This window comes from Citrobacter sp. C13 (assembly GCF_014596815.2).
In the GTDB taxonomy this organism is placed as follows: domain Bacteria; phylum Pseudomonadota; class Gammaproteobacteria; order Enterobacterales; family Enterobacteriaceae; genus Citrobacter; species Citrobacter portucalensis.
Genome location: NZ_CP115024.1, coordinates 2,651,432 through 2,675,517, shown reverse-complemented (window position 1 = coordinate 2,675,517; position 24,086 = coordinate 2,651,432). Strand labels below are relative to the sequence as shown.

Annotated in this window: 20 protein-coding genes, 2 tRNA genes, 1 pseudogene and 1 riboswitch; of the genes and pseudogenes, 12 read left to right on the top strand and 11 right to left on the bottom strand. The window is 51.0% G+C overall.

Annotation, left to right across the window (positions count from 1 at the left end; genetic code table 11):
• Positions 1-9 precede the first annotated feature (9 nt).
• The 3 genes from IB222_RS12775 to IB222_RS12765 all read left to right on the top strand — a co-directional run bounded on the left by IB222_RS12775 (position 10) and on the right by IB222_RS12765 (position 3,676).
• A complete protein-coding gene (locus tag IB222_RS12775; RefSeq protein ID WP_063941524.1) occupies positions 10-483 on the top strand; it encodes an ester cyclase in 474 nt (157 codons plus the stop codon).
• A gap of 88 nt (positions 484-571) precedes the next feature.
• The gene (locus IB222_RS12770; RefSeq protein WP_063941525.1) at positions 572-2,464 is read left to right on the top strand and encodes an FAD/NAD(P)-binding protein; all 1,893 of its coding nucleotides are present in this window, start codon (positions 572-574) and stop codon (positions 2,462-2,464) included.
• A gap of 3 nt (positions 2,465-2,467) precedes the next feature.
• Complete coding sequence (locus IB222_RS12765; RefSeq protein ID WP_149384662.1) at positions 2,468-3,676, top strand: cytochrome c; 1,209 nt, start codon at positions 2,468-2,470, stop codon at positions 3,674-3,676.
• Between the two features lie 43 nt (positions 3,677-3,719).
• Here the strand turns inward: IB222_RS12765 and IB222_RS12760 are convergent, their stop codons facing one another.
• Positions 3,720-5,195, bottom strand: coding sequence for a PLP-dependent aminotransferase family protein (locus tag IB222_RS12760; protein WP_149384663.1), 1,476 nt, complete (start codon positions 5,193-5,195; stop codon positions 3,720-3,722).
• Positions 5,196-5,301: 106 nt separating this feature from the next.
• On the opposite strand from IB222_RS12760, the gene puuE reads away from it, so the two are divergent.
• The 6 genes from puuE to IB222_RS12730 all read left to right on the top strand — a co-directional run bounded on the left by puuE (position 5,302) and on the right by IB222_RS12730 (position 12,883).
• Positions 5,302-6,564 (top strand): 4-aminobutyrate transaminase, encoded by a 1,263-nt coding sequence (gene puuE, locus IB222_RS12755; RefSeq protein WP_126318270.1) that lies wholly within the window; start codon positions 5,302-5,304, stop codon positions 6,562-6,564.
• Between the two features lie 213 nt (positions 6,565-6,777).
• On the top strand, positions 6,778-8,910 hold the full coding sequence (locus IB222_RS12750) for a TonB-dependent siderophore receptor (protein ID WP_149384664.1): 2,133 nt from the start codon (positions 6,778-6,780) through the stop codon (positions 8,908-8,910).
• Positions 8,911-8,919: 9 nt separating this feature from the next.
• A complete protein-coding gene (locus IB222_RS12745) occupies positions 8,920-9,930 on the top strand; it encodes an ABC transporter substrate-binding protein (protein ID WP_003832713.1) in 1,011 nt (336 codons plus the stop codon).
• A 157-nt stretch (positions 9,931-10,087) separates the two neighbouring features.
• Entirely contained in the window at positions 10,088-11,143 is a 1,056-nt protein-coding gene (locus IB222_RS12740; RefSeq protein WP_148362033.1) for an ABC transporter substrate-binding protein, read from the top strand.
• The gene (locus IB222_RS12735; protein ID WP_003832715.1) at positions 11,130-12,134 is read left to right on the top strand and encodes an iron ABC transporter permease; all 1,005 of its coding nucleotides are present in this window, start codon (positions 11,130-11,132) and stop codon (positions 12,132-12,134) included. Before IB222_RS12740 ends, IB222_RS12735 begins: the two co-directional genes overlap by 14 nt.
• Positions 12,131-12,883 (top strand): ABC transporter ATP-binding protein, encoded by a 753-nt coding sequence (locus IB222_RS12730; RefSeq protein ID WP_149384665.1) that lies wholly within the window; start codon positions 12,131-12,133, stop codon positions 12,881-12,883. Before IB222_RS12735 ends, IB222_RS12730 begins: the two co-directional genes overlap by 4 nt.
• Here the strand turns inward: IB222_RS12730 and IB222_RS12725 are convergent.
• The 4 genes from IB222_RS12725 to IB222_RS12710 form a co-directional block, all read right to left on the bottom strand.
• Positions 12,870-13,592 carry a substrate-binding domain-containing protein gene (locus IB222_RS12725; RefSeq protein ID WP_149384666.1) on the bottom strand — a complete coding sequence of 241 codons (723 nt, stop codon included), beginning with the start codon at positions 13,590-13,592 and terminating at the stop codon, positions 12,870-12,872. The two genes, IB222_RS12730 and IB222_RS12725, sit on opposite strands and share 14 nt — an antisense overlap.
• Positions 13,593-13,773: 181 nt before the next feature.
• A tRNA-Val gene (locus IB222_RS12720) sits at positions 13,774-13,850 on the bottom strand.
• 4 nt (positions 13,851-13,854) lie between these two features.
• Positions 13,855-13,931 (bottom strand) — tRNA-Val (locus IB222_RS12715).
• A 199-nt stretch (positions 13,932-14,130) separates the two neighbouring features.
• The gene (locus tag IB222_RS12710) at positions 14,131-14,613 is read right to left on the bottom strand and encodes a glutathione peroxidase (protein WP_149384667.1); all 483 of its coding nucleotides are present in this window, start codon (positions 14,611-14,613) and stop codon (positions 14,131-14,133) included.
• Positions 14,614-14,738: 125 nt separating this feature from the next.
• Between IB222_RS12710 and IB222_RS12705 the strand changes: the two are divergent.
• A pseudogene (locus IB222_RS12705) lies at positions 14,739-14,875 on the top strand (MarR family transcriptional regulator); the annotation flags it as partial.
• A 6-nt stretch (positions 14,876-14,881) separates the two neighbouring features.
• Here the strand turns inward: IB222_RS12705 and IB222_RS12700 are convergent.
• Both IB222_RS12700 and IB222_RS12695 read right to left on the bottom strand, forming a co-directional pair.
• Entirely contained in the window at positions 14,882-15,436 is a 555-nt protein-coding gene (locus tag IB222_RS12700; protein ID WP_148362030.1) for a GNAT family N-acetyltransferase, read from the bottom strand.
• A gap of 33 nt (positions 15,437-15,469) precedes the next feature.
• Entirely contained in the window at positions 15,470-15,802 is a 333-nt protein-coding gene (locus tag IB222_RS12695; RefSeq protein WP_148362029.1) for an EmrE family multidrug efflux SMR transporter, read from the bottom strand.
• Positions 15,803-16,166: 364 nt separating this feature from the next.
• Here IB222_RS12695 and IB222_RS12690 point away from each other — a divergent pair, with 364 nt between their 5' ends.
• Positions 16,167-17,405: an IS110-like element ISEsa2 family transposase gene (locus IB222_RS12690; RefSeq protein ID WP_000219087.1), complete on the top strand. Its 1,239-nt coding sequence runs from the start codon at positions 16,167-16,169 to the stop codon at positions 17,403-17,405.
• Positions 17,406-17,563: 158 nt separating this feature from the next.
• Here the strand turns inward: IB222_RS12690 and IB222_RS12685 are convergent, their stop codons facing one another.
• On the bottom strand, positions 17,564-17,932 hold the full coding sequence (locus IB222_RS12685) for a hypothetical protein (protein ID WP_148362028.1): 369 nt from the start codon (positions 17,930-17,932) through the stop codon (positions 17,564-17,566).
• Positions 17,929-19,260 (bottom strand): voltage-gated chloride channel family protein, encoded by a 1,332-nt coding sequence (locus IB222_RS12680; RefSeq protein WP_149384986.1) that lies wholly within the window; start codon positions 19,258-19,260, stop codon positions 17,929-17,931. The genes IB222_RS12685 and IB222_RS12680 overlap by 4 nt, the downstream gene beginning before the upstream one ends.
• Positions 19,261-19,347: 87 nt before the next feature.
• A riboswitch (Fluoride riboswitch) is annotated at positions 19,348-19,409 on the bottom strand.
• Positions 19,410-19,759: 350 nt separating this feature from the next.
• Between IB222_RS12680 and IB222_RS12675 the strand changes: the two genes are divergently transcribed.
• Positions 19,760-20,998 (top strand): IS110-like element ISEsa2 family transposase, encoded by a 1,239-nt coding sequence (locus IB222_RS12675; protein WP_000219087.1) that lies wholly within the window; start codon positions 19,760-19,762, stop codon positions 20,996-20,998.
• 215 nt (positions 20,999-21,213) lie between these two features.
• Here the strand turns inward: IB222_RS12675 and IB222_RS12670 are convergent, their stop codons facing one another.
• Complete coding sequence (locus IB222_RS12670; RefSeq protein ID WP_223240941.1) at positions 21,214-22,656, bottom strand: glycoside hydrolase family 1 protein; 1,443 nt, start codon at positions 22,654-22,656, stop codon at positions 21,214-21,216.
• 14 nt (positions 22,657-22,670) lie between these two features.
• A complete protein-coding gene (locus IB222_RS12665; RefSeq protein WP_126318250.1) occupies positions 22,671-24,008 on the bottom strand; it encodes a PTS transporter subunit EIIC in 1,338 nt (445 codons plus the stop codon).
• Positions 24,009-24,086 lie beyond the last annotated feature (78 nt).

The window sequence follows — 24,086 nt, the reverse complement described above, 5'->3', positions numbered from 1 at the left end:
AGGATTACGATGAAAACATTAAAACTCGCGGTGCTTTCATTAGTGATGTTCTCGGGCTATAGCCTGGCAGAAAGTACATCGCTGAATACCGTAAAAGAGTATATGGCGGCATGGAATGCGCATGATGCTTCGCGAGCCGCTCAATTTCTTGCTGATGATGCGGTCTATTATGATGCCGCCGCGGGAGAACCGGTAAACGGCAGGGAAAAAGCAGAAAAAGAGGTTATCGGAGCTTTTATTAAGGCGGTTCCAGATCTTAGCTGGAAAATGGTCGGCAAGCCCGTCTACGACGAAGACACCGTGGCCTTTCGTTGGGAATTTTCAGGCAAAAATAGTGGTGAATGGGCAGGGAGTCCGCCGACAAATAATCCGATCAAATTTGAAGGCGTCAGCTATATTCATGTTAAAGCAGGAAAAATCACCTGGCAGGGTGATTATTATGATTCTAAAAAACTGGATGAAGAGTTAAAGCCAGTGAAGTAGTCGGTTGTACCCCTTTATAAATAAGAAGGGGTATCTCTCTTATTTGTGTCGTATTAAAGGCAGTGTGTAGCAATAAGGAAAAAAGTTAATGGCAATTACCAGACGTGATTTTCTCAACGGCGTCGCGGTGACTATTGCGGCGGGACTTACCCCGCTGGAGTGGGTCAGGGCGGCAGGAAAGGGAAACGCATTTATAGATGGAAATTATTATCCTCCTGCGCTGACGGGGCTGCGGGGCAATCATCCTGGATCGTTTGAAATGGCGCATGCGCTAGGTCGCGAGCATAAACATTTTGATTTAAACGCTCTGCCCGTTGAGGAAGAGTACGATCTGGTGATTGTGGGTGGCGGTATTAGCGGGTTAGCTGCCGGTTGTTTTTGGCGTCAAGTTGCCGGGCAAAATAGCCGGATCCTGATCCTCGATAACCATGACGACTTTGGTGGACACGCCAAACGCAATGAATTTACCAGCTCGGGTAAGAAATTACTCGGTTATGGTGGCAGCGAAGCATTCCAGTCCCCTGCGCATAATTTCAGCCCTGAAGTACAAAAGTTGATGGAAACCGTGGGCGTCAGCGTCACGCGGTTGAAAGAGAGTTTTGACGTAAACTTCTACCCCGACTGGCAGCTCAGTCGCGGCGTTTTCTTCGATAAGAAGAATTTTGGCGAAACAAAAATCGTCAGCGGCGATCCGGGCCGCGCGGTATCTGATGATATTCCGCCGGACAGGCTCAATGGGCGTAAAATTGAAGACTTTATCAATGATTTTCCGCTAAGTGAGAATGACAGAAAAGCGCTGATCGACCTGCACGTCCGGCCCGGTGATTACCTGCCGGGAATGACGGTCGATGAGAAAATGGAATGGCTGGATACCCACAGCTACAGTGAATTTTTGGCAACAAAAGTCGGTTTGAGCAAAATGGCGCTGCTCTATTTCCAGCAGCGTTCCAACGACTTCTTTGCTATTGGTATTGAAGGTATTTCTTGTAGTGATGCCAGGGCGTGCGCCTTACCCGGCATGGAAGGGATGGGGTTACCGCCGCTGGACGGAGAGTCGCTGGCCGACCTCGAAGAGCCGTATGTTTACCACTTCCCGGACGGTAACGCCGGGTTAGCCCGCCTGTTAGTCAGATATATGCTGCCGGATGCGCTACCGGGCAACACGATGGAAGACTCTGTCCTCGCCAGACTACATTACGAAAAGCTGGATCTGCCGGAAAACACTACGCGCCTGCGCCTGAACAGCACGGTGATTAATGCGGCCAACGTGCAGGATGGCGTGGCGGTGACCTATCTGCGTGACGGTAAAATGCACCGTGTGCGCGGTAAGAACACCATCATGGCAGGCTATAACATGATGATCCCGTATCTGGTGCCTGAGATGCCGGAACAGCAGCAGGCGGATCTTAAACTGAACGTGAAGGCACCGCTGGTGTACACCAACGTGGTGGTCAAAAACTGGCAGGCGTTCAAACAGCTTGGCGTGCATGAGTTTTATTCTCCGGCGGCACCTTATAGCAGGGTCAAGCTCGACTACCCGGTCAGTATTGGTGGGTATCAACATCCGGCCTCCCCGGACGACCCGATGGTCATTCATATGGTCTATGTGCCGACCTATCCGGGCAGTAACCTGTCGGCCAGAGAGCAGTTCCGTCTGGGACGAGCCTATTTGCTGGGGACCACCTTTGCGGCGCATGAGGAGATGATTCGCTCCCAGTTGCAGGAGATGTTTGGCTCAACAGGCTTTGATAATCAACGCGATATTTCCGCCATTACGGTTAACCGCTGGGCGCATGGCTATGCGTACTACGCCAACTCGCTGTTCGATGATATGGATAAGATGCCAGAAATTATCGAGCGGGCGCGTCAGCCAGTCGGTCGCATTGCCATCGCTAACTCCGATTCTGACTGGAGTGCTTATGCCCATACGGCAATCGATCAGGCATGGCGTGCGGTTAATGAACTCAAGGATATGGGGTGATCTATGCGTAACGTAACCATTCTCGCCGCCTGTTTATTTACCGCTTCGGTAAGCGCTGCTGAATCTAACGGTGAATACATCGCGCGAATTTCAGACTGTGTCGCCTGTCATACCGCTGAAGGTGGTGCAGCGATGGCGGGGGGCAAAAAGTTTCCTACTCCGGTGGGGGATATTTATTCGACCAACATTACCCCGGACAAGACGCAGGGTATTGGTAACTATTCTTACGAGGATTTTGAGAAGGCCGTACGGCAGGGGATTGCCAAAGATGGTCATCCGCTCTATCCGGCGATGCCTTATCCCTCGTATGCAAAACTTTCTGACGAGGATGTTAAGGCGCTGTATAGCTATTTTATGCATGACGTCACGCCGTCAGCACAGCCCAATAAAGAGAATGCCATTCCGTGGCTACTCTCCGCCCGCTGGCCGCTGCATATCTGGAACTGGCTATTTACCGATGCGCCAGTGACGGCTGTAGAGGGCGCGAAAACGGATGATAATGCTGCCCTGGTAAAACGAGGCGCTTATCTGGTGGAAGGCCCCGGACACTGCGGTTCATGCCATACCCCGAGAGGCATGGCGATGAACGAAAAAGCGTATACTAATGCTGATGCCGAATACCTGAGCGGCGCGATGATTGACGGCTGGTATGCACCGTCGCTGCGCGGCACCGGTATGTCTGAGCAGGAGTTAAAATCGCTGTTGCTGACCGGTAAAAGCAAGCATGCCGCGGTTTCAGGTTCGATGGCTGAAGTCGTCACGCAGAGTACACAGTATCTGACCGACGAAGATGCCACGGCGATCGCCCAATATCTGTTGAGCCTGAAAAGTGGGAAGCCTGAAACGGTACGTGCTGCGGCGACTACAGCATCCTGGTCGAATTCACCTGAGGCGGGCAAAGTGACCTATAACCGCTACTGTTCAACTTGTCACGGTCTGGAAGGGAAAGGTACGGATGATAACGCGCCTTCTTTAGTGAACAATCCACTGGTGATGGTTGATGACCCGACACCGCTGTTCAGAGTGATTGCCCACGGCGCAGAAACACCGACAACGCGTGGCAGCGTCTCCTTTAAGATGCCTGCCTACGGTGGCTTGTTAAGCGACAACGAAATGCGCGACGTGATCAACTACGTGCGTAAGAGCTGGGGTGAAGGAAATAGCGAAGTAAGCCAGGAAGACCTGGCTGGCGTTAAAAAAGCGTCACATTAAATCGTATGCCGGGTAAGGTGCTTGCACCGCCATCCGGCAGTGCTTACACGGTGTTTACTCTGATAATATCCGCGAGTCGGGTAAACGCCGCCGTCATTTCATGCTCTTCAATGCTGGCAAACCCCAGCAACAGGCCGCTGCGTTTCTCTTCATTCACGTAGTAGCGTGACAGTGGGCGCACCAGCAACCCTTGCGCATTCGCCTGTTGGGCAATGACCGCATCATCACTCCCGGCGGGTAACTGTAAGATCATATGCAGCCCGGCGTTGCTGCTGAAAGAACCAAGAAAATGTTCACCAAGTTGGCGGCTGATAAGCTCTACCAGCATCTGGCGACGACGACTGTATAGCTGACGCATTTTCCGAATGTGTGCCGCGTAATAACCCTCGCGAATAAACTCCGCCAGTGCGGCCTGAATCAACAGATGTCCACCACGATAAAGGTCGTTATGAACCTTTTTCAGCGGAGCGGCTAGCGATTTAGGTAGCACGACATACCCGAGTCGCAGTGCGGGATAGAGGGTCTTACTGAATGTCCCGATGTAAATGACCGGTGTCTCTTCTTCCAGCCCCTGCAAAGAGGGAATCGGCTGACCGGAAAAGCGGAACTCACTGTCGTAATCATCTTCCACTATCCAACTTCGCGTTTCACGTGCGCGAAAGAGAAGTTGCCGGCGGCGGCTCAGACTCATGACCGAACCGAGTGGGTATTGATGTGACGGTGTCACAAAAATAAGTTTTGGCGGTGTTTCACCTGCATCCGGCGGGACCATGCCTTGTTCATCAACCGGGATAGCCGAAAAATTTACCGCATTGATACGAAGAATATTTTTGATTCCCCAGTAGCCCGGCTCCTCAATCCAGGCGTGATCGCCGGGGTTGCATAAAGTCCGGGTCACCAGATCCAAGGCCTGGTGAATACCTTCAGTAATCAGAATTTGCTCCGGTGAGCACCGTACGCCGCGAGCGGTGCGCAGATAGTCTGCCAGAGCTTCTTTCAACTCATTCATGCCGCCTGCTGCATCGTAAGTGAGAAACTCCGGGCGCAGTCGTCTTGCCAGCCTGTCCTGAATTTTCTTGAGCACCCGGTGCGGGAAATGCTCTACATCAGGTACGCCTGGAATAAATGCCCCCCACTGACGGGGACTGGCGCTGGCATTACCTAACAGCTCAAGGCAGCGGGAGGATAAACGGGTGTGATCTTCCTGAGCGGCAGTAACAGGCTCTTTGTCAGGATGCAGGTCGAGATTGTCCAGCACGCTGTCGGTCACAAATGTGCCGCTGCTGGTGCGCGCGGAAATATACCCTTCAGCTTGCAACTGTTCGTACACCCGCAGGACGGTATTGCGCGATAGCGTCAGCTCTCCTGCCAGGTCACGCGACGGAGGCATTCGGGTAGCCGGTTTCAGGCTACCTTCGAGGATGCAACTACAAATGGCGGCATACAGGCGGCGATGTAGTTTTTCGTCAGTCTGCTGATTAAATGCATGCTTGATCACATCTCCGGCAAGTGAACGCATTTGGATCCTTAAAATAAAACGATTTGGCTCTCGATTAAAGTACCAGACGGCGTCTAAATTTAAAGGGTAATTCAACCGAAATGTATTAATGGACAAGGTGTAGAGAATGAACAATAAAAACCTGCAACAACGTCGTCTGGATGCCACCCCGCGTGGCGTGGGTGTGATGTGTGATTTTTATGCCCAGTCGGCAGAAAACAGCACAATTACCGATATCGAAGGCAATCAGTACATCGATTTTGCCGCCGGGATCGCCGTGCTGAACACCGGACACCGCCATCCTCGCCTGGTGCAGGCAGTCGAAGCGCAACTTCAGGCTTTTACCCATACGGCTTATCAGATTGTCCCGTACGAAAGCTATGTGTCTTTGGCTGAGAAAATCAACGCCGTTGCGCCAATCGACGGCAAGCGTAAAACCACATTCTTCACTACCGGGGCTGAAGCGGTAGAAAACGCGGTGAAAATTGCGCGCGCGCATACCGGCCGTCCTGGCGTTATCGCATTTGGCGGTGGTTTTCATGGGCGAACTTACATGACGATGGCGTTAACCGGCAAGGTGGCACCCTATAAAAAAGGGTTCGGCCCGTTCCCAGGCTCTGTTTACCATGCGCCGTATCCTTCTGAATTGCAGGGCATTTCCACGGCGGATTCCCTAAAAGCGATTGAGCGCCTGTTTAAAGCCGATATCGATCCAACCCAGGTTGCGGCGATTATCTTCGAACCCGTCCAGGGCGAAGGGGGCTTCGTGGTGGCACCGCCAGAGTTTGTGGCTGCCATCCGCCGTATTTGCGACGAGCATGGCATCGTGATGATTGCTGATGAAGTACAAAGCGGGTTTGCCCGTACGGGTCAGCTGTTTGCGATGGATCATTACGCCGATAAAGCGGACCTGATGACTATGGCGAAAAGCCTTGCGGGCGGCATGCCGCTGTCAGGCGTCGTGGGCAAAGCCGAAATTATGGATGCGCCTGCGCCGGGTGGTCTGGGGGGAACCTACGCTGGAAACCCGCTGTCGATCGCAGCGGCCCATGCGGTGCTGGATATCATTCGTGATGAGCAGCTATGCCAGCGTGCGGCGGCTCTCGGCGAACAGCTGCGCGCCGCTCTGACAGATGCACAAGCAGGGTGTCCTGAACTGGCCGAAGTGCGAGGTTTAGGCTCTATGATTGCCGCTGAATTCTGTGATGCAGCGACAGGAGAACCCAACGCCGCAGCCGCGCAACGCGTGCAGAAGAAAGCCCTTGAGCAAGGATTACTGCTGCTGACCTGCGGTCAGTATGGCAACGTTATTCGTTTCCTTTACCCGCTGACAATTCCGCAGGAGCAGTTCGCCAAAGCGCTTGATATTATTAAAGCAGCAACCAAGTAATTCGTTAATTGTCATTTACCCAAAGCCGACGGTCGTCATCACCGTCGGCTTTTTTGTTGTCGTGGATTTATCAACAATACGTCGTTATATATTTACATATATATCGATTGGGTCTATCCTATTCATCATACAAATATAATAACTGTACTCTTCAAGAGAAGGCGCTTGCGTTAGCGGCCTCCAGTCTTTCTATCTAACGAATTGAATTAACGAATGTTAAATAACAAATTTACCCCAGTGGCCTCTGGGTTGTTAACCTTTGCCTGTTTTTCCACCGCCGTCACGGCTCATGCTGAAGATACCGTCATCGTTTCGGCGCCAGCCACGTCACAATCCTCGTTATCGGAACATGAACCTCCGGCGAGCGAAAAAAAAGCAACGTTAGGTAGCCTCGGCGAGCGAGAGTTGATAGACGTTCCCTGGTCGGTGCAGACGTTGTCGAAAAAAGTGCTGGATCAGCAACAAATCAAAGATGTGAAAGACGCCTATCGCTACCTACCGTCCGTTCAGGGTGACGGCGTCCGCCCACAAACCCGCGGCATGCAGGGGAGCGTGGTACAAAACCATATGATTGATGGCCTGAACGCCGTCTCCACGACGGAATATTCGACCGAACAGTTCCAGAACATTGAGGTGTTGAGCGGCATCGCTGGATCGCTGTATGGCCCTGCTAATCCAGCAGGGATGTTTAATTTGGTGTCTAAACGACCTGTCGATACACAGTTGCATCGCGTCACAGTAGGGCAAGGTACAGGGTCGGGAACGTTGGCATCGATGGATTTCAGCGGCCCAATCGATGCGGGAGACCGGGTGAAATATCGCCTCAACTTGCTGAACGATGAGGGCCATAGCTACACCACCGATAGCCATGTCCGTCGACAGTACGCTGGCTTGGGGCTGGACTTTCAACTGACAGATCAAACGGTGCTGGAGAGTAATTTCAGCTATTACCATTATTACGAAAAAGGCATGCCGGGTAGCTTTGCCCTGGCGAAAGGCGTTCACTTTCCCGCGGCATTTGATCCTACGGACAGTAAATATGGTCAATCTTATGCGGGTCATGATGACGAAACGACTACCGTCGATATGCATATTAAGCATGATTTTGACGGCAACTGGATGCTGGACCTGGGGGCGTTGCACCAGGTTGCAGACCGCGAGTCGACGGCCGTGACCAACACCCTGACGGATAACCGGGGCGATTACACCACTACAACCTCTAATTCGGCGGCCAGTCGCTTTACCATCAACAGTTATTTAGCGAACCTGACCGGTAGCGTTGATACCGGCTGGCTGACGCAGGATATTGCTACCGGAATGCGTGGATTTGTATGGAAAAACTATAATCCCAGAAACGGAGGCACTTTCACCCTCGGGCATTCTTCTCTCGATCAACATCCCGACTATCCGCGACCACCGTATCCAGACTTTAACGATCGCTATCATTCGGCGACTACCACTCAGCATGCATTTTTGCTAAGCGATACGCTGCATTTTTCCCCGCAGTGGAGCTTGCTGCTTTCCGGCAGCGAGAACCTGTTTACCGTCAGTAACTACAACAAAGCTGGGCATGAAAGCAGCCGTCAGAAAGACAATGGCATGAGCGGTTCCACCAGCCTGATGTATAAACCGGTGGAGAACGTCACGCTGTATACCACCTGGGCGGACAGTTTGCAGCAGGGCGATACCGCACCCGCCGGGGCGCGAAATGCCGGGCAGGTGTTAGATCCCTACCGCAGTCGTCAGATCGAAGTGGGCGCAAAATATGCGCCAGTAAAAGACCTGTTGCTTACCGCTGCGCTGTTTGAAGCCAAACGCCCCTTTGCCTATACCAACGACAACGGCGATTTTGCTCAGGATGGAACTCAGAAAAACCGTGGGCTGGAGCTGATGGCTGATGGGCATATTACTCAAAACTTACGCGTGTTAGGCGGCGGAGCCTGGCTTGATCCAACACTTCATAATACCGCGGCCAGCAATGCGGATGGTAAGCAAGTAGTTGGTTTGCCGCGCTTCGCCTCGAATATCCTCGCAATCTACACCATCGAACGGGTTCCGGGACTGGATGTCGACACGAACGTGCATTACGTCGGACGTCGGGCTACCGATAATGCCAACGACAGCTGGGTCGGGAGTTACACCACGGTGGACATCGGTACGCGTTATGCCACCAGACTGTGGAACACGCCAACCACTTTCCGGTTTGATATCACCAATCTCACCGACCGTCACTATTGGACCAATATTGTTCCGGGCGCATTGACTGGTTACACGGGTGCAGGGGCTGCCAGCGCTCAACTTGGCGCACCGCGCCAGGCTCAGTTTTCTGTTCAGGTTGATTTTTAGAGGTTGCTTATGAAAACGTGCCACACATGGCTGCTTTGTGTGTGGCTGGCGTTTCCTGCCCTGGCAACACGCCAGGTTGTGGATGATGCTGGTCACACAGTTACCGTTCCCACGCATGTTGAACGTATTGCGGATGGCTGGTTTGCACATCATTCGGTGCTGATGACGCTGGGCGCAGGTCGTAACATTGTTGCGACGGTCAACCATGAGGAAAACCAGCCATGGATGTTTAAAATCAATCCTTCTCTGAGGCAAGCCTTACAGATACGGGGAACATCATTTAATAGTGAGGATTTGCTGGCCCGGCACGTCGACGTGGTGTTTGTGGCAAAAGGAAAAGGGGATGCTCAAAGCTACAGTCAGGCGGGTATTCCGGTCCTTGAAATGGCATTTACTGACTATGCTTCGATGGAAAAATCGGTTACTACGACCGCAGAGGTTCTGGGTACCGAGCAGGCTCGCGTCCGGGCAACGGCTTACAATCAGTATCTCAACCGTGTGCTCGCGGATGTGCAGGCTAAAACTGCGGAGCTGACGGAAAATCAGCGCCCTCGGGTACTTCATATTCAATCGCTAAATCCGCTTAAAGTCGACGGCAGGAACACGTTGATCGATACCTGGATTACGTTGGCGGGTGGACGGAATGCGGCAGGTGAAGTTGACGGCAACATGAAAGAGGTGTCGCCCGAGAGGGTGCTTTACTGGCAACCGCAGGTCATTATTCTCGGTGCGGGGTGCGGTGATATCGCCAGTTCGCCATATGCGGCATTGTTCAAAGAACTTAACGCAGTGAAACAGGGTAACGTCTGGCGCAATCCGGCGGGCGTGTTCCCCTGGGACCGTTACGGCACTGAAAGCGCGTTGCAGCTGCAGTGGGCCGCATCAAAACTGCATCCTGCGCTGTTTAGCGGCCTGGATATGGTCAGCGTAACGCGAGATTTTTATCGCCAGTTCTTCGATTATTCGCTCACTCAGGAGCAGGCGATGCGAGTTTTAAACGCGTTACCCCCACAGGAGTAGCGCTCACGTATAAAGACAGGCGTGATAAGGATTGCACGCCATTTTTTCCCCTCTGAAATGTGGGGTTTGGTGCGCTCATGATGAAAATGGTTTGCCAGGCTTCTCGTTATATAATTTAATGCATATCGTTTTTACTCCTCTATTCAGATGGTATCCCATGTTAACTTTCCGCTCTTTTGTGCTGGTTTGCGCCAGCATGTTGTTTGCGTTTTCTGCTCAGGCCGACCGAACGATCACCGATCAGCTTGGTCGACAGGTCACGATTCCTGACCACGTGGACAAAGTGGTCGTGCTGCAACACCAGACGTTGAATATTCTGGTTCAGCTCAATGCCCAGCAGGACATTGTTGGTGTGATGTCGAGCTGGAAAAAGCAGCTCGGGCCTGAATTTGCGCGCTTTATGCCGACGATTACTACATTGCCGACGCCAGGCGATCTCACCAGCGTGAACATCGAAAGCCTGTTGGCGATTCATCCGCAGGTGGTTTTTGTCGCCAACTATGCGCCCGCGGAGATGATCCAGCAGATTCAGAACGCCGGTATTCCGGTCGTGGCTATCTCGTTACGTAAGGATGCCACCGGGCAACAGAATAAAATGAACCCGACCATGGCCGATGAAGAGCAGGTCTACAACGAAGGGTTGAAGCAGGGTATTCGCCTGATCGCTGACGTGGTTGGGCGCAAACCGCAGGCCGAAACGTTAATCGACTACGTTTTTGCCGCGCGGGCAAAATTCAATGCGCCGGTTGCAACAATCCCGGATGCGCAAAAAGTCCGTATTTATATGGCTAACCCCGACCTGATGACCTACGGCTCCGGGAAGTACACGGGACTGATGATGCAGCACGCGGGGGGATTAAACGTGGCGGCTGCCAGTGTGAAAGGTGCCCATCAGGTTGCGCTGGAGCAGGTATTAGCGTGGAACCCGCAGGTGATTTTTGTCCAGGATCGCTATCCGCAGGTGGTAACTCAGATCCAAAACGATCCAAACTGGCAGGGGATTGATGCGGTGAAAAATCATCGCGTCTGGTTGATGCCTGAATATGCCAAAGCCTGGGGCTATCCGATGCCGGAAGCGTTGGCGATCGGTGAACTTTGGATGGCCAAAAAACTGTATCCGGATGCCTATAAAAACGTGGACGTTGATGCGCAGGCCCAGGACTACTATCAACGTTTTTATCGTGTGAACTGGCAGCCTGATGCAGCTAAGTAACCGTATTTTGCCCCAGCAACCGCTCTTAATCGTTGTGGTCCTGTTGCTGGGCGTCAGTTCGCTATGCCTCGGACAGTATCCGCTGTCGTTAAGCGAAGTGTTTTATCACCTGACGCACTATAGCGACGCTGAGGGAATAGGCAGCCAGGTTATCTGGACAGTCAGGCTACCGCGTATTCTGATGGCACTGCTGGCGGGGGGCGCGCTTGGGTTATGCGGCGCGACGCTGCAAGGGGTATTTCATAACCCTCTGGTCGACCCGCATATTATCGGCGTGACGTCGGGGGCGGCCTTTGGTGGAACACTGGCCATCCTGCTCGGTCTTTCGCCCTGGCTGATGATGGGATCAACGTTTTTCTTTGGTCTGACAGCGTTGATCCTGGTGTATGCCATTGCTGCGTTACAGGGGCTGGAGAATACGCTGGTATTGATCCTGTCGGGTATCATTTTGAGCGGATTTTTTGCCGCGCTGGTGAGCCTGATCCAGTATCAGGCTGATACCGAAGAGACGTTACCTAATATTGTGTTCTGGTTGCTTGGCAGCTTTGCGACGGCCAACTGGCATAAAGTGCTGCTGTTGGCGGTTCCGGTCGGTATCGCCGCGACGGTTTTGTACCAGCTACGCTGGCGGATAAACCTGTTGTCGCTTAATGACAAAGATGCCAGAGCACTGGGTGTGGCGGTGGTTCCTCTGCGACGCAGCGTTTTGGTATGTTGCGCATTTTTGGTCGCTGCTCAGGTGGCGGTCAGCGGCAGTATTGCCTGGGTTGGATTAGTGATTCCTCATCTGGCGCGTTTGCTGGTGGGGGTTGATCATCGTCGTTTACTACCGTGCGCCTTCTGGTTGGGGGGCGGTTTTATGATTGTGGTGGATGATATTGCCCGTACCCTGATGCACGCGGAGATACCGTTGGGGATCATTACCGCATTGTTCGGCGCGCCGTTGTTTGCTTTCTTACTCATTCGTACCAGCCGTCGGGAGAAATCATGATACCTGCCGCACTGCGTGTACATCAGCTTACTTATGGGTATCGCGCGCCGTTATTTGAGCCGCTAACGTTCTGTTGCCAGAAAGGTGAGATCTGGGCCGTGCTGGGACGCAACGGCCTGGGTAAAAGTACACTGCTCGATACGTTAACCGGCACGCTGCCTGCTATAGGCGGGAGTATTGAAAATAACGGTGGGATAGGGATTGTGGCACAGCATAGCCATCTGCCGTTTCCGTACACGGTCAGCGACGTGGTGTTGATGGGGCGAGCACAGCACGTGAAGCTGTTTGCGCAACCCAGTCCGCAGGATCAAAAAAGAGCAATGCAGGCGTTAGAGCAGTTGAATATCGCGCATCTCGCCTCCAGCTCATTTGGCTCACTTTCTGGCGGGCAGCAACAGTTGGTGATGATTGCCCGGGCTCTGGTGACGGAGTGTCAAACGTTGTTACTTGATGAACCGTGTTCCGCGCTGGATCTCGCCAATCAGCAGGTGGTGCTGCAGCTAATCAGCGATCTGGCCCATCAACAGGGATGCAGTATTGTCTTTTCGACCCACGATCCGCTGCATGCGTTACAGGTTGCTTCCCATACTTTGCTGCTACTCCCTGAAGGAAAATGGCGGGCTGGGCTAACGGACAGCATTGTGACGGAGGAGAATCTATTCCTGGCTTATGGTTTAACGCTGAGAAGACTCAGCGTGGAGAACTACCAGACGCCGTTTATTGCACCGTTGTTTTCTATTCGTCGTTAAGCGGTAAGAATCCTGCGGCGGTAAGGAACGCCTGACCGCCGCGGGAAAGTATGAATTCAACCAGCGCCATCACTTCTTTGGATGCTTCAAGCACCGCCAGTTGGTATTCGCAGCGAATATTGTGCTCATCAGGAATGGCCACGTAATGTACGTCGGGCATCGCGCGCAGCGCGTGTGCGTAATGCGCGTAACCGATAAACAGATCGGCCAGCCCCTGGCGCAGGATCCAGGCGCTCGCCAGTTCTCCTTGCGGGATTTTTACCGTATCACGACCACCAACCAGCGGGATGGCGCGAGCGCGAAGTTGTTGCCCGAGTCCTGGTTCCAGTACATCCATATTGTCGAAAAATGCCCAGGTATAGTCTCCGGAAGGGTCGCAGCCGGGCGTTGATGTACCTGGTCGCAGCGTTGGGTCGCGGAGTAAATCTAGCCAGGTTCCGATTCGGTTGCTGACAAGGCTCAGTTTGTTCCAGCAAAAAGTGTGCGTAGAGACGGCTTTATTACGTGCTAACAGGTTTTGCGGATGGTCCCTGTTGGCCGAGGCAAAGAGCGCACACGGTTCTCCCGCTTCAATACGCTCGCGCAATAGACCGGCCGGACCATATTCCACCTTAACGTCTATTCCGCTCTGGTGCGTGAACTGGCTTATCAGTGGAGTAAATGCAGGGCGTAAACTGCCCGCAGCGAACAGAAGGATGGAAGAGGGCATGGTATCCTGGCTCTGACGAAAGACATTATGCGAAGAAGATGAATGATACGCGTTGAGCATGGAATTTAGAATGATTTAACGCATTGCTATTGAATCATCGAGGGAAATGATAAACAAGGATACAAACTGGAGATAAAAAGAGAATTTCGAAGGGAATTAGCACCAAATCAAAGAGATGATTTGGTGCGTCCGAGTGGACTCGAACCACCGACCCCCACCATGTCAAGGTGGTGCTCTAACCAACTGAGCTACGGACGCAAGATGGTGCGTTCAATTGGACTCGAACCAACGACCCCCACCATGTCAAGGTGGTGCTCTAACCAACTGAGCTATGAACGCAACGTTGTAGGTGACAACGGGGACGAATATTAGCGGCACAGACCGAATGAGGCAAGAGGGAAATAGCATTTTTCTTCCCGATCTCACGCGATTGCAGAGTAATTAAGCAAGTTGATTATATTTTGTTGATTTTGCAGCGTGTTTTTTATTCAGACAGCGAACTGGATCATACCAGGGTCGGTTTGAATTACAGAGGCGCTCAGACTTTAAGCACTGTAAGGATGGTGGTTTCTATTTTCTCTGGGGTAGTGAAGGGTGCAAATCGCTTAAGCGGCTTGCCGTCACGCCCGATCAGGAACTTAGTAAAATTCCACTTGATCCCCCCGCCCAGCACGCCGGGTAATTCGTCTTTCAGGTAACGAAACACCGGGTGCGTAGCGGCACCGTTGACTTCCACTTTCTCAAACATCGGGAAGCTCACACCGTAGTTGATGTGACAGGTTTGCGCGATTTCGTCGGCTCCACCGGGCTCCTGGTTACCGAACTGGTTGCAGGGAAAACCAAGCACCACCAGACCCTGCGCGGCGTACTTCTTGTAGAGCGCTTCGAGGCCTGCATATTGTGGAGTGAAACCACAATGGCTGGCGGTATTAACCACCAGAACCAGTTTGCCTGCGTAGTCGGCCATACAGATGGGCTGGCCATGCAAACTGGTGGCAGTCAGTTGATGAAAGGGGGCCATGCCAGAATCCTCAAATAAGATAGCATTACTCATGTTGCCCGGGAGTGACAGGCTTCGCTGCGTATCTATTTATTATGATCGCAACTGCAGGATTAATAAACTTGCCATTGGTGCAGGGCAAAATGAATGAAGCACATTTGCGCTGGTGTATTCTCGATGATGGCTGTCGCGGCAGTGGATTGGATTGGGCAGAAAACTGATTCAAGAGGTGATGAACTTTCGCGAAGAACAGAAATTCTCTGCGGTGAGGTTATGGACATTCCATAATTTATTTTAACCAACGCTGACGAGCGTTCCATTCGTCGCGCGTGATTTCCCAAAGTTCAGAATCCAGCAAACCGCTGACATACTCTTTCTTTTCCGTTTTGATAAGCCGCATTCCGCTACTGTCTGAAATACGTCTGGAACGGATATTGAGAGAGGCTTTCGGCGCACGCAATACTGTCTTATTTAACGTATTAAACCAGTAATCCGTAGCGACATTACTGGCTTCACGCATAAAACCCTGCCCCTGATATTCCGGAGCTAACCAAAATCCACGGTTATTATCCTCAACGTCATAAAGGCAAATTAAACCTATGAGAGCGTCAGGGGCCTCACGGAGTCTGATAGTCCAGATCCACGCAATCCCTTTTTCCATATCAGGCAGGGCAACGTTGTTGACGTAATTCTCCGCACCGTTATCAGGATAGGGCCAGGGTACTGAGGAGACCATATAGCGAACTATCTCCCAGCGGGGATAAAGCACCTGAATCTGCGAGGCATCTTCGGCTTCTAATGGTTTTAACAGCAAGCGTTCTGTATGGAGTATTGGTATTTTCATATGCACTTTTCCTGCTCGATCAAGATAAGAGGATCAATGTGGGGAGGATTTTGAAAAAATATTAATAACCAGAACCCCAACACAAATAAGAAGCATACCTGCGATCGCCGGAAAATCTAGCTTTTGCCCGCTTATTAACCAGCCCAAAAGGCTGATTAATACGATTCCAGCACCTGACCAAATTGCGTATGCGATACCCGTTGGAATGGTCGACAGAGTTTGGGAGAGAAGATAAAAGGCTGCACAGTAGCACACAATAGTTGCTACAGATGGCCATAGGCGTGTGAATCCGTCAGAGAACTTCATCAGGGTTGTACCTACGACTTCAGCTACGATGGCCCCGGCAAGGAAAATGTATGAATTCAAAATCTGACCCCATGTGACAATTTAAAGCGAATATCGTATCACAAAGGGTTGGGTGAGTTTGAACACAGCCCAAACTACTGCTGAAATGCCCGTTTCATGGCATCTAGTGAAGCGTCGCAAGGTCCGCTTTGAGCGAATTATAGTCATTCGTACCCTGAGAATTACACTTTGAAGTGATTCAGGGTATGCGCTTACTGGTTACGAATATTGAGCGAGAATCATGTGATGATCGCCGCTTTTCTTTCGAGCCAGTAGGTGCTCCACGTTCGCTAACGAATACTCAGGGCATGCAGATAAACTGCTGGCTATATTTCTTTCGAAGAGCGTGGAATGCATACCAATCCCCGATAAAAAGGAGTTGGTGATGACTGTGACTAATCAATTTGCTGCGCACGTTGGTCTGGACTGGGCTGATAAAAAACACGATGTCTGTGTTCAGTTTAAAAACGGTGAACGCGTATTCGATGTGATTGAACATACAGCAGAAGCGCTTGATGCCTGGCTTACTGAGTTACACCAGAAAGTAAAAGGTAGAATCGCAATAGCTCTCGAACTGAAGAAGGGCCCCGTGGTATATGCTCTTCAAAAATACCCCTTTATCACCGTTTTCCCCGTCCACGCATTGTCCCTGGCTCGTTATCGGCAAGCCTTCTCGCCCAGCGGCGCTAAAGATGATCCGCAGGATGCCGAGCTGGCATTAGAGTTAATGCTGCGTTACCCCCAGAAGATAAAAGCTATTGAACCCGACAATGCGGATATTCGCTTACTTCAGCAACTGGTTGAGCAACGTCGTCAGTTGGTTGAAGATAAACGACGCTTTGTGAACCGGATAATCAACACGCTTAAACAGTATTATCCTCAGCCACTGGAGTGGTTCTCACATCGGGGTAGCTTACTGTTGTGTGAGCTGATTATCCGGTGGCCCAGTCTGCAACAACTGAAACGAGCCAGACGCGACACGATCCGCAACTTTCTGAATGCCAAAGGTGGTCGCGCTATGGCCCTTACCGAGCAACGTGTTGCGAGTATTGATAATGCGATCCCATTGACTACAGACCCGAGTGTTATAGAGGCTAATGCTTTGATGGCAGCAGCACTGGCGACACAAATTAAAGTCGTGAGTGAAATCATCAAAACCTATGACGAACGAATCGAAACGCTGTTTGACACATTGCCAGATGCGGGGCTGTTCAAATCACTTCCGGGCATGGGACCGTGCATGGGCCCACGGATGCTTGCTGCACTTGGTGATAACCGTGACCGGTTTAACAGCGCTGAAGAAATTCAAAACTACGCAGGTATAGCACCGGTGACCGAACGAAGCGGCCAAAAATCCTGGGTTCACTGGCGATGGCAATGTGCCAAGTTCGTCAGGCAGACCTTTGTTGAATGGGCTGCCAAGACGGTTAATTCATCATACTGGGCCAAACTGTATTATCAGGGCCTCAGAGAAAAGGGCAAATCTCATCAGTCTGCGATCCGGGCACTGGCGTTCAAATGGATAAGGATCATTTACCGCTGCTGGAAGGCCAGAACCTGTTATGACGAAGCGAAATATTTGCTGGCTCTCGAAGCGAGACACTCGCCCTTACTGAAGCCATAAAAAGCTTGTCGAATGTCTCAGGGCGTGAAACGGACATTCATGATATTTGTCCGTGTCTGCAAGTCATGGGCTAATCCCAGCCCATGACTTGCACGCAGTTGCCTTTGAACCCATGGTGATTCAGAGCTATCCGTGCTATTACAACGGATGTATTTCATTCATGGTAATACTTCTTCAGAAATGATGGTGTGTTCCTCAGACATTGAGATGATGCAGCGCAATCCTTCGAGATGCTCTTCATAATCAGCGATGAATTTTTTTAATTCAGCTACATGCCCAATCAGTTCAAGGCATTCCGGGTGAGTACCTGCTTTAATTTCATGGTGGGAATAGCTTATTTTCATCCCGACAAGATACCCTGCACTTACGTTGTGGATGATAGCCTGAGGTACTCCCTCTGCCCTAGCCTGACGCAGCAGATAATGGCTCAATGGAGGAGCGGTAAGTTTTTTCATAAATCCCGATGCTTTTACCCTGGTGCCTGACGGGATATAGATTCGTAGCGTCGATAGCGTTTCCACCTTCACTTTTTCACCTCTGCCGAACAGGTTTCGCTGCTTTTCGGTTTCCGGGGCTTTACATTGTTTGCCAACCAGTCAGGGACATCAGCAAGTTTAATATGCTCTGGCACGAAGCCATGTTTCAGGCAGGCTACGCGCTGGGAACGATAAATGCCGGTATAACCCGATATCAGCCAGGCAACAGCACAGGCCAGTGCAGCATAAACGCCCATCTCAGAGCCAAATAACTCAATAGCCATCAGTGTTGAAGCCACAGGGGTATTCGCAGCTCCGGCAAAGACGGCCACAAAGCCAATCCCGGCCAGAAAACTGACCGGTAAATGCAGCACTGGAGCCAGCGCGTTACCCAGTGTGGCCCCAATATAAAAGAGCGGTGTGACTTCCCCACCTTTAAAACCTGCGCCCAGAGAAGTGACCGTAAATACCAGTTTTCCCAGGAAATCCCATGGAGCCAGATTCTGATGAAAGGCGTCAACGATAACGGGAATACCCAGACCGATATAGCGATCAGCACCCAGGCAAAAGACCGACACAGCCACTACCAGTCCGCCAATGAACGGTCTCAGTGGCGCATAATAGATAGTCTTCTTCATGAAACTGCCGATGGCATGTGTTGCGCTGGCAAAAGCCCTGGCAGTCAGACCAAAGAGCCCACCGGCGATTATGACAGCAATCAGTGCCCAGGCAGACATATGAGGAATAAACGAGACGGAGTAATGAGTATGATGTACTCCCCATAATAACCCGGTTTGATCGGCCACAATGGCAGCGAAAATACACGGTATTAATGCGTTGTAATTCATCCGCCCTACGGCCAGAACCTCAAGCCCAAAAATGGCGCCCGCGAGAGGGGTGCCGAATACTGATGAGAAACCGGCACTGATACCGGCCATCAGGACAATGCGTCGGGTATCCGGCGTCAGGCCAAACATGCGAGTAAACTGATCGGCTATGGAGGCACCCATCTGTACTGCGGTCCCTTCGCGCCCAACAGAAGCACCAAAGAGATGCGAAACAACAGTGCCGATAAATACCAGCGGAGCCATGCGCAGACGGATAATTTTTTGGGGATCATGAATTTCATCGAGCACCAGGTTATTCCCACCTTCTACTGAACTTCCGTAGCGCAGATAAACCCATCCCACGGCAAATCCTGCAACGGGAAGCAGCCAGATAAGCCAATGGTGTCTGAGCCGGGTCGCCGTAGCCCAGTCAAGGGAAAACAGAAAGAACGCAGAAGCTGTGCCGGTCAGCACGGCGATCAGGAAAGCAAGGCCAAGCCATTGCGCAAGAGAACTGATTGAATTATTGAGCAGGAAGTGATTTGAGCGCATTGAAGCATCCTCAGATGGTTAATCATCCCGGACACACAACGCTGCATGGCTGATAAAACGATAAGCCTGCATCTTCCCGGTCCGGGAATAAATGCAGGCATCATTAGCCACATGGCGGTTCAAGGGGGAATGCCATCCCCTATGGGGTTATATTAGCACAGGAATCGATTCAGCAGAAGAATTCACATCCATTGTTGACTCCCATGTATTAATGTCCGCTTCTGGCACGGAGCGGACATTGTTGACTGAGCTGAAGGTCCGCTGTGAGCGAAGTATAGTCATTCGTACCCTGAGAATTACACTTTGAAGTGATTCAGGGTATGCGCTTACTGGTTACGAATATTGAGCGAGAATCATGTGATGATCGCCGCTTTTCTTTCGAGCCAGTAGGTGCTCCACGTTCGCTAACGAATACTCAGGGCATGCAGATAAACTGCTGGCTATATTTCTTTCGAAGAGCGTGGAATGCATACCAATCCCCGATAAAAAGGAGTTGGTGATGACTGTGACTAATCAATTTGCTGCGCACGTTGGTCTGGACTGGGCTGATAAAAAACACGATGTCTGTGTTCAGTTTAAAAACGGTGAACGCGTATTCGATGTGATTGAACATACAGCAGAAGCGCTTGATGCCTGGCTTACTGAGTTACACCAGAAAGTAAAAGGTAGAATCGCAATAGCTCTCGAACTGAAGAAGGGCCCCGTGGTATATGCTCTTCAAAAATACCCCTTTATCACCGTTTTCCCCGTCCACGCATTGTCCCTGGCTCGTTATCGGCAAGCCTTCTCGCCCAGCGGCGCTAAAGATGATCCGCAGGATGCCGAGCTGGCATTAGAGTTAATGCTGCGTTACCCCCAGAAGATAAAAGCTATTGAACCCGACAATGCGGATATTCGCTTACTTCAGCAACTGGTTGAGCAACGTCGTCAGTTGGTTGAAGATAAACGACGCTTTGTGAACCGGATAATCAACACGCTTAAACAGTATTATCCTCAGCCACTGGAGTGGTTCTCACATCGGGGTAGCTTACTGTTGTGTGAGCTGATTATCCGGTGGCCCAGTCTGCAACAACTGAAACGAGCCAGACGCGACACGATCCGCAACTTTCTGAATGCCAAAGGTGGTCGCGCTATGGCCCTTACCGAGCAACGTGTTGCGAGTATTGATAATGCGATCCCATTGACTACAGACCCGAGTGTTATAGAGGCTAATGCTTTGATGGCAGCAGCACTGGCGACACAAATTAAAGTCGTGAGTGAAATCATCAAAACCTATGACGAACGAATCGAAACGCTGTTTGACACATTGCCAGATGCGGGGCTGTTCAAATCACTTCCGGGCATGGGACCGTGCATGGGCCCACGGATGCTTGCTGCACTTGGTGATAACCGTGACCGGTTTAACAGCGCTGAAGAAATTCAAAACTACGCAGGTATAGCACCGGTGACCGAACGAAGCGGCCAAAAATCCTGGGTTCACTGGCGATGGCAATGTGCCAAGTTCGTCAGGCAGACCTTTGTTGAATGGGCTGCCAAGACGGTTAATTCATCATACTGGGCCAAACTGTATTATCAGGGCCTCAGAGAAAAGGGCAAATCTCATCAGTCTGCGATCCGGGCACTGGCGTTCAAATGGATAAGGATCATTTACCGCTGCTGGAAGGCCAGAACCTGTTATGACGAAGCGAAATATTTGCTGGCTCTCGAAGCGAGACACTCGCCCTTACTGAAGCCATAAAAAGCTTGTCGAATGTCTCAGGGCGTGAAGCGGACCTTTGCGAATAAATCAATCAAACTCAACAAAAAGGGCAAGTACATCCTGCGCACTGGCAACAAGCCCCCTCCACACAGCCCCCGAGTCAAACATACCGATACGCGTAGGTTATGCACTAGGATAAAGGTAAAACAGGACTGCATCAGGATCTGTCAAATTCTCTGCGCAGCCCTTAAGTATTATTCCTCGAGTGATTTGCCGTTGGTGGCAATGAGTTTCTGATACCAGTAGTAACTTTTCTTGCAGAAACGTTTGCTATCGCCATGACCCAGATCGTCAAGATTGACGTAAATTAGCCCGTAACGTTTTGACATCTGGTTCGAGGAACAGCTGATTATGTCAATCGGCGACCACATATAGTAGCCCAGCACCTCCACGCCATCGGCAATAGCTTCACCGACAGAGCGGATATGATCCCTGAAGAAGGCTATACGGTAATCATCCTCTACAGTCTCATTAATCAACTCGTCAAAGCAGCCAATGCCGTTCTCAGTGATCATGATGGGCTTTTGCCAGCGATCCCAGAAGAAGTTAAGCACATAGCGAAGTCCCACCGGGTCAATTGCCCAGCCCCATGGGGTCTGCGATAAAAGCGGATTACGCTTGTTATTCCCCCTGAACTGGTGCGCAATCTCAGCATTGCTCACATAGGTGGTGTAATAAGAAAACGTCATGAAATCTGCCGTATTCTTCAGGAGAGCGCTATCCTCATCGGTGATATTGAGAGCAATATTTTTCTCTCTGAAGAACCGTTTGATGTAGCCAGGGTACTCACCTCGTAAAAGCACATCCGCGAAGTAGACTTCATACTGGTTTTTCTGCCATGTAGCGAAGTTGTCTTCCGGGCTTGTCGTTTCGGGATAAGCGAAATCGGTATACAGCATCATGCCGATCTTAATATCACCGCCCAGGGATGCGGCATATTTTTTTACCATCGCCGATGCCACCAGTTCATGGTGAACGCCCTGATATTTATCCTGCTCGAGATAGATGCCTTCATCTTCGAAAATACCCAGATGATTAAAGGACTCATAGCGAATGAGGTTTATCTGGTTAAAAGGGATCCAGTACTTAACGCGATCGTGATAGCGATCGAGGCAGGTGCGGGCAAAGTTAAAATAAAAGTCGATTAACTGACGGTTCTTCCAGCCATTATATTTCAGTGCGAGGTTCAGCGGCATCTCATAATGGGCGAGCGTTATCATCGGCTCCATACCATTTTTGATTATTTCGTCTATAAGCTCATCGTAAAATTTCAGGCCCGCTTCGTTAGGTGCCGTATTATCCCCGTCCGGAAAAATACGTGCCCAGCTGATTGAGGTACGAAAGGTCTTCAGACCGGCGGCTTTTAGCAGCGCCAGGTCTTCACGGAATGTGTGATAAAAATCGACACCCGTTCTTTTAGGAAACACGCCGTCTTTATCGTCCTGTGCCTGGACAGCATAGTCCCGGGTGAGTTCGATATTATACATTTTGCGCATGTCTTCATTGAAAACATACTCATTGATGTCGGCAACGCTGATACCTTTACCATCAAGATCCCAGGCTCCTTCAGCCTGGTTTGCCGCGATAGCGCCGCCCCAGAGGAAGTTTTCAGGAAAATTCATTGATTCGTTACTCATGTTCTCTCCCATTTTTAAGACCGGCTCTTGTAACCAAAAATAACCGGTAAGACTGCGCCAGTAATTAAAGTGGCGAATAGACCCACGCTGTAGATCAGCATGTTACTTGCGGTCGGGATGGAAAGCAGACTCGCAAAAACAAGGTTATTAATCGTGATGTTATAGCCACCCACAATTCCCCCTCCGACCGCACCGGCAATGATGATGTAATAAATTGTGCGGCGGTTAGGAATGATGAGGCCGTATAAGATGGGCTCAGTCACACCACTGATTAATGAAGGGAAGAAGGCACTGCTGGCAAGCTGTCGCGTACCTGCATCACGGGTTCTGATAAGGATCCCCAGCGCCACTCCCATCTGAGCGATGGCTGACATACCGCCAATGGCATAGATAGGGTCACCGCCATGGGCAATGTTTGAAAAGACTACCGGAATAATGGCCCAGTGCAGCCCAAACAGGACGATAAAGGAATAGGCTGCCCCGATGATCATCCCGGCCACAAGACTGTTCACACCAATGATGTAAACGATGGCTGATGCCAGATAATCGCCGAGGTATTTCCCGAACGGACCAAGTAAAAACATGGTTAGCGGTACCACAATGACGACACATAACAACGGCACCATAAACAGCTGTACTGAATCCCACAGTCTTGCCTTCAGGAAGCGCTCAAGCGCGGCAGCAACCGGTACGGCAAAAAAGACAGGGAATATGCTGTAGCCATATTCCATGACCACAAGCGGCAGGCCAATAACATTCAGCGTTTGCCCTGCCAGGCTGGTAAATTCAGGATACAGTAACGATGCGCCGATAATCGCCCCTATCAGTTCATTAGATTTGAGCTTTCTGGCGATGGTGAAACCAAGCAGCACGGGCATGAAATAAAACGGCACATTAGCGATGAATGACAGCAGGGTCAGTGTGCTGTTTCCCGCCAGCGAGGGCAGGCTTAGTAACAACGTGGTGAAGGCTCGCAGCAGACCTGCGGCGGCGAGGATACCGATTAATGGCAGGAAACTGCCTGAAATGAAGGCGAAGATGCGGCTGATGAAGGACTCCCGCTTTGTTGCCGTCCCGGAAGAAGACGGCGGACTGTTTTGACCGCCAGTTTCAAGCATGCCATGCAGGGCGCTGTAGACCGCCCCTACTTTGTTGCCGATAATGAGCTGGCACTGTCCACTGGCTTGCACGACGGAAAGGACCAGCGGGTTCGCTTTAAGGGCATCCTTATTAATTCTGTCATAATCGAAGAGATTAAAACGCAAGCGCGTGGCGCAGTGGTAATAATCCTTAATATTTTCACGGCCACCTAAATTGTCAATAATAGACAATATCTGCTGTTGTTCAGACATATGCGGGACTCTCTTGATGTAGGGTATACCCAGAAAATATCCGCGAACAGGCTGGAAATCAAAAAATATCGTTTTCCA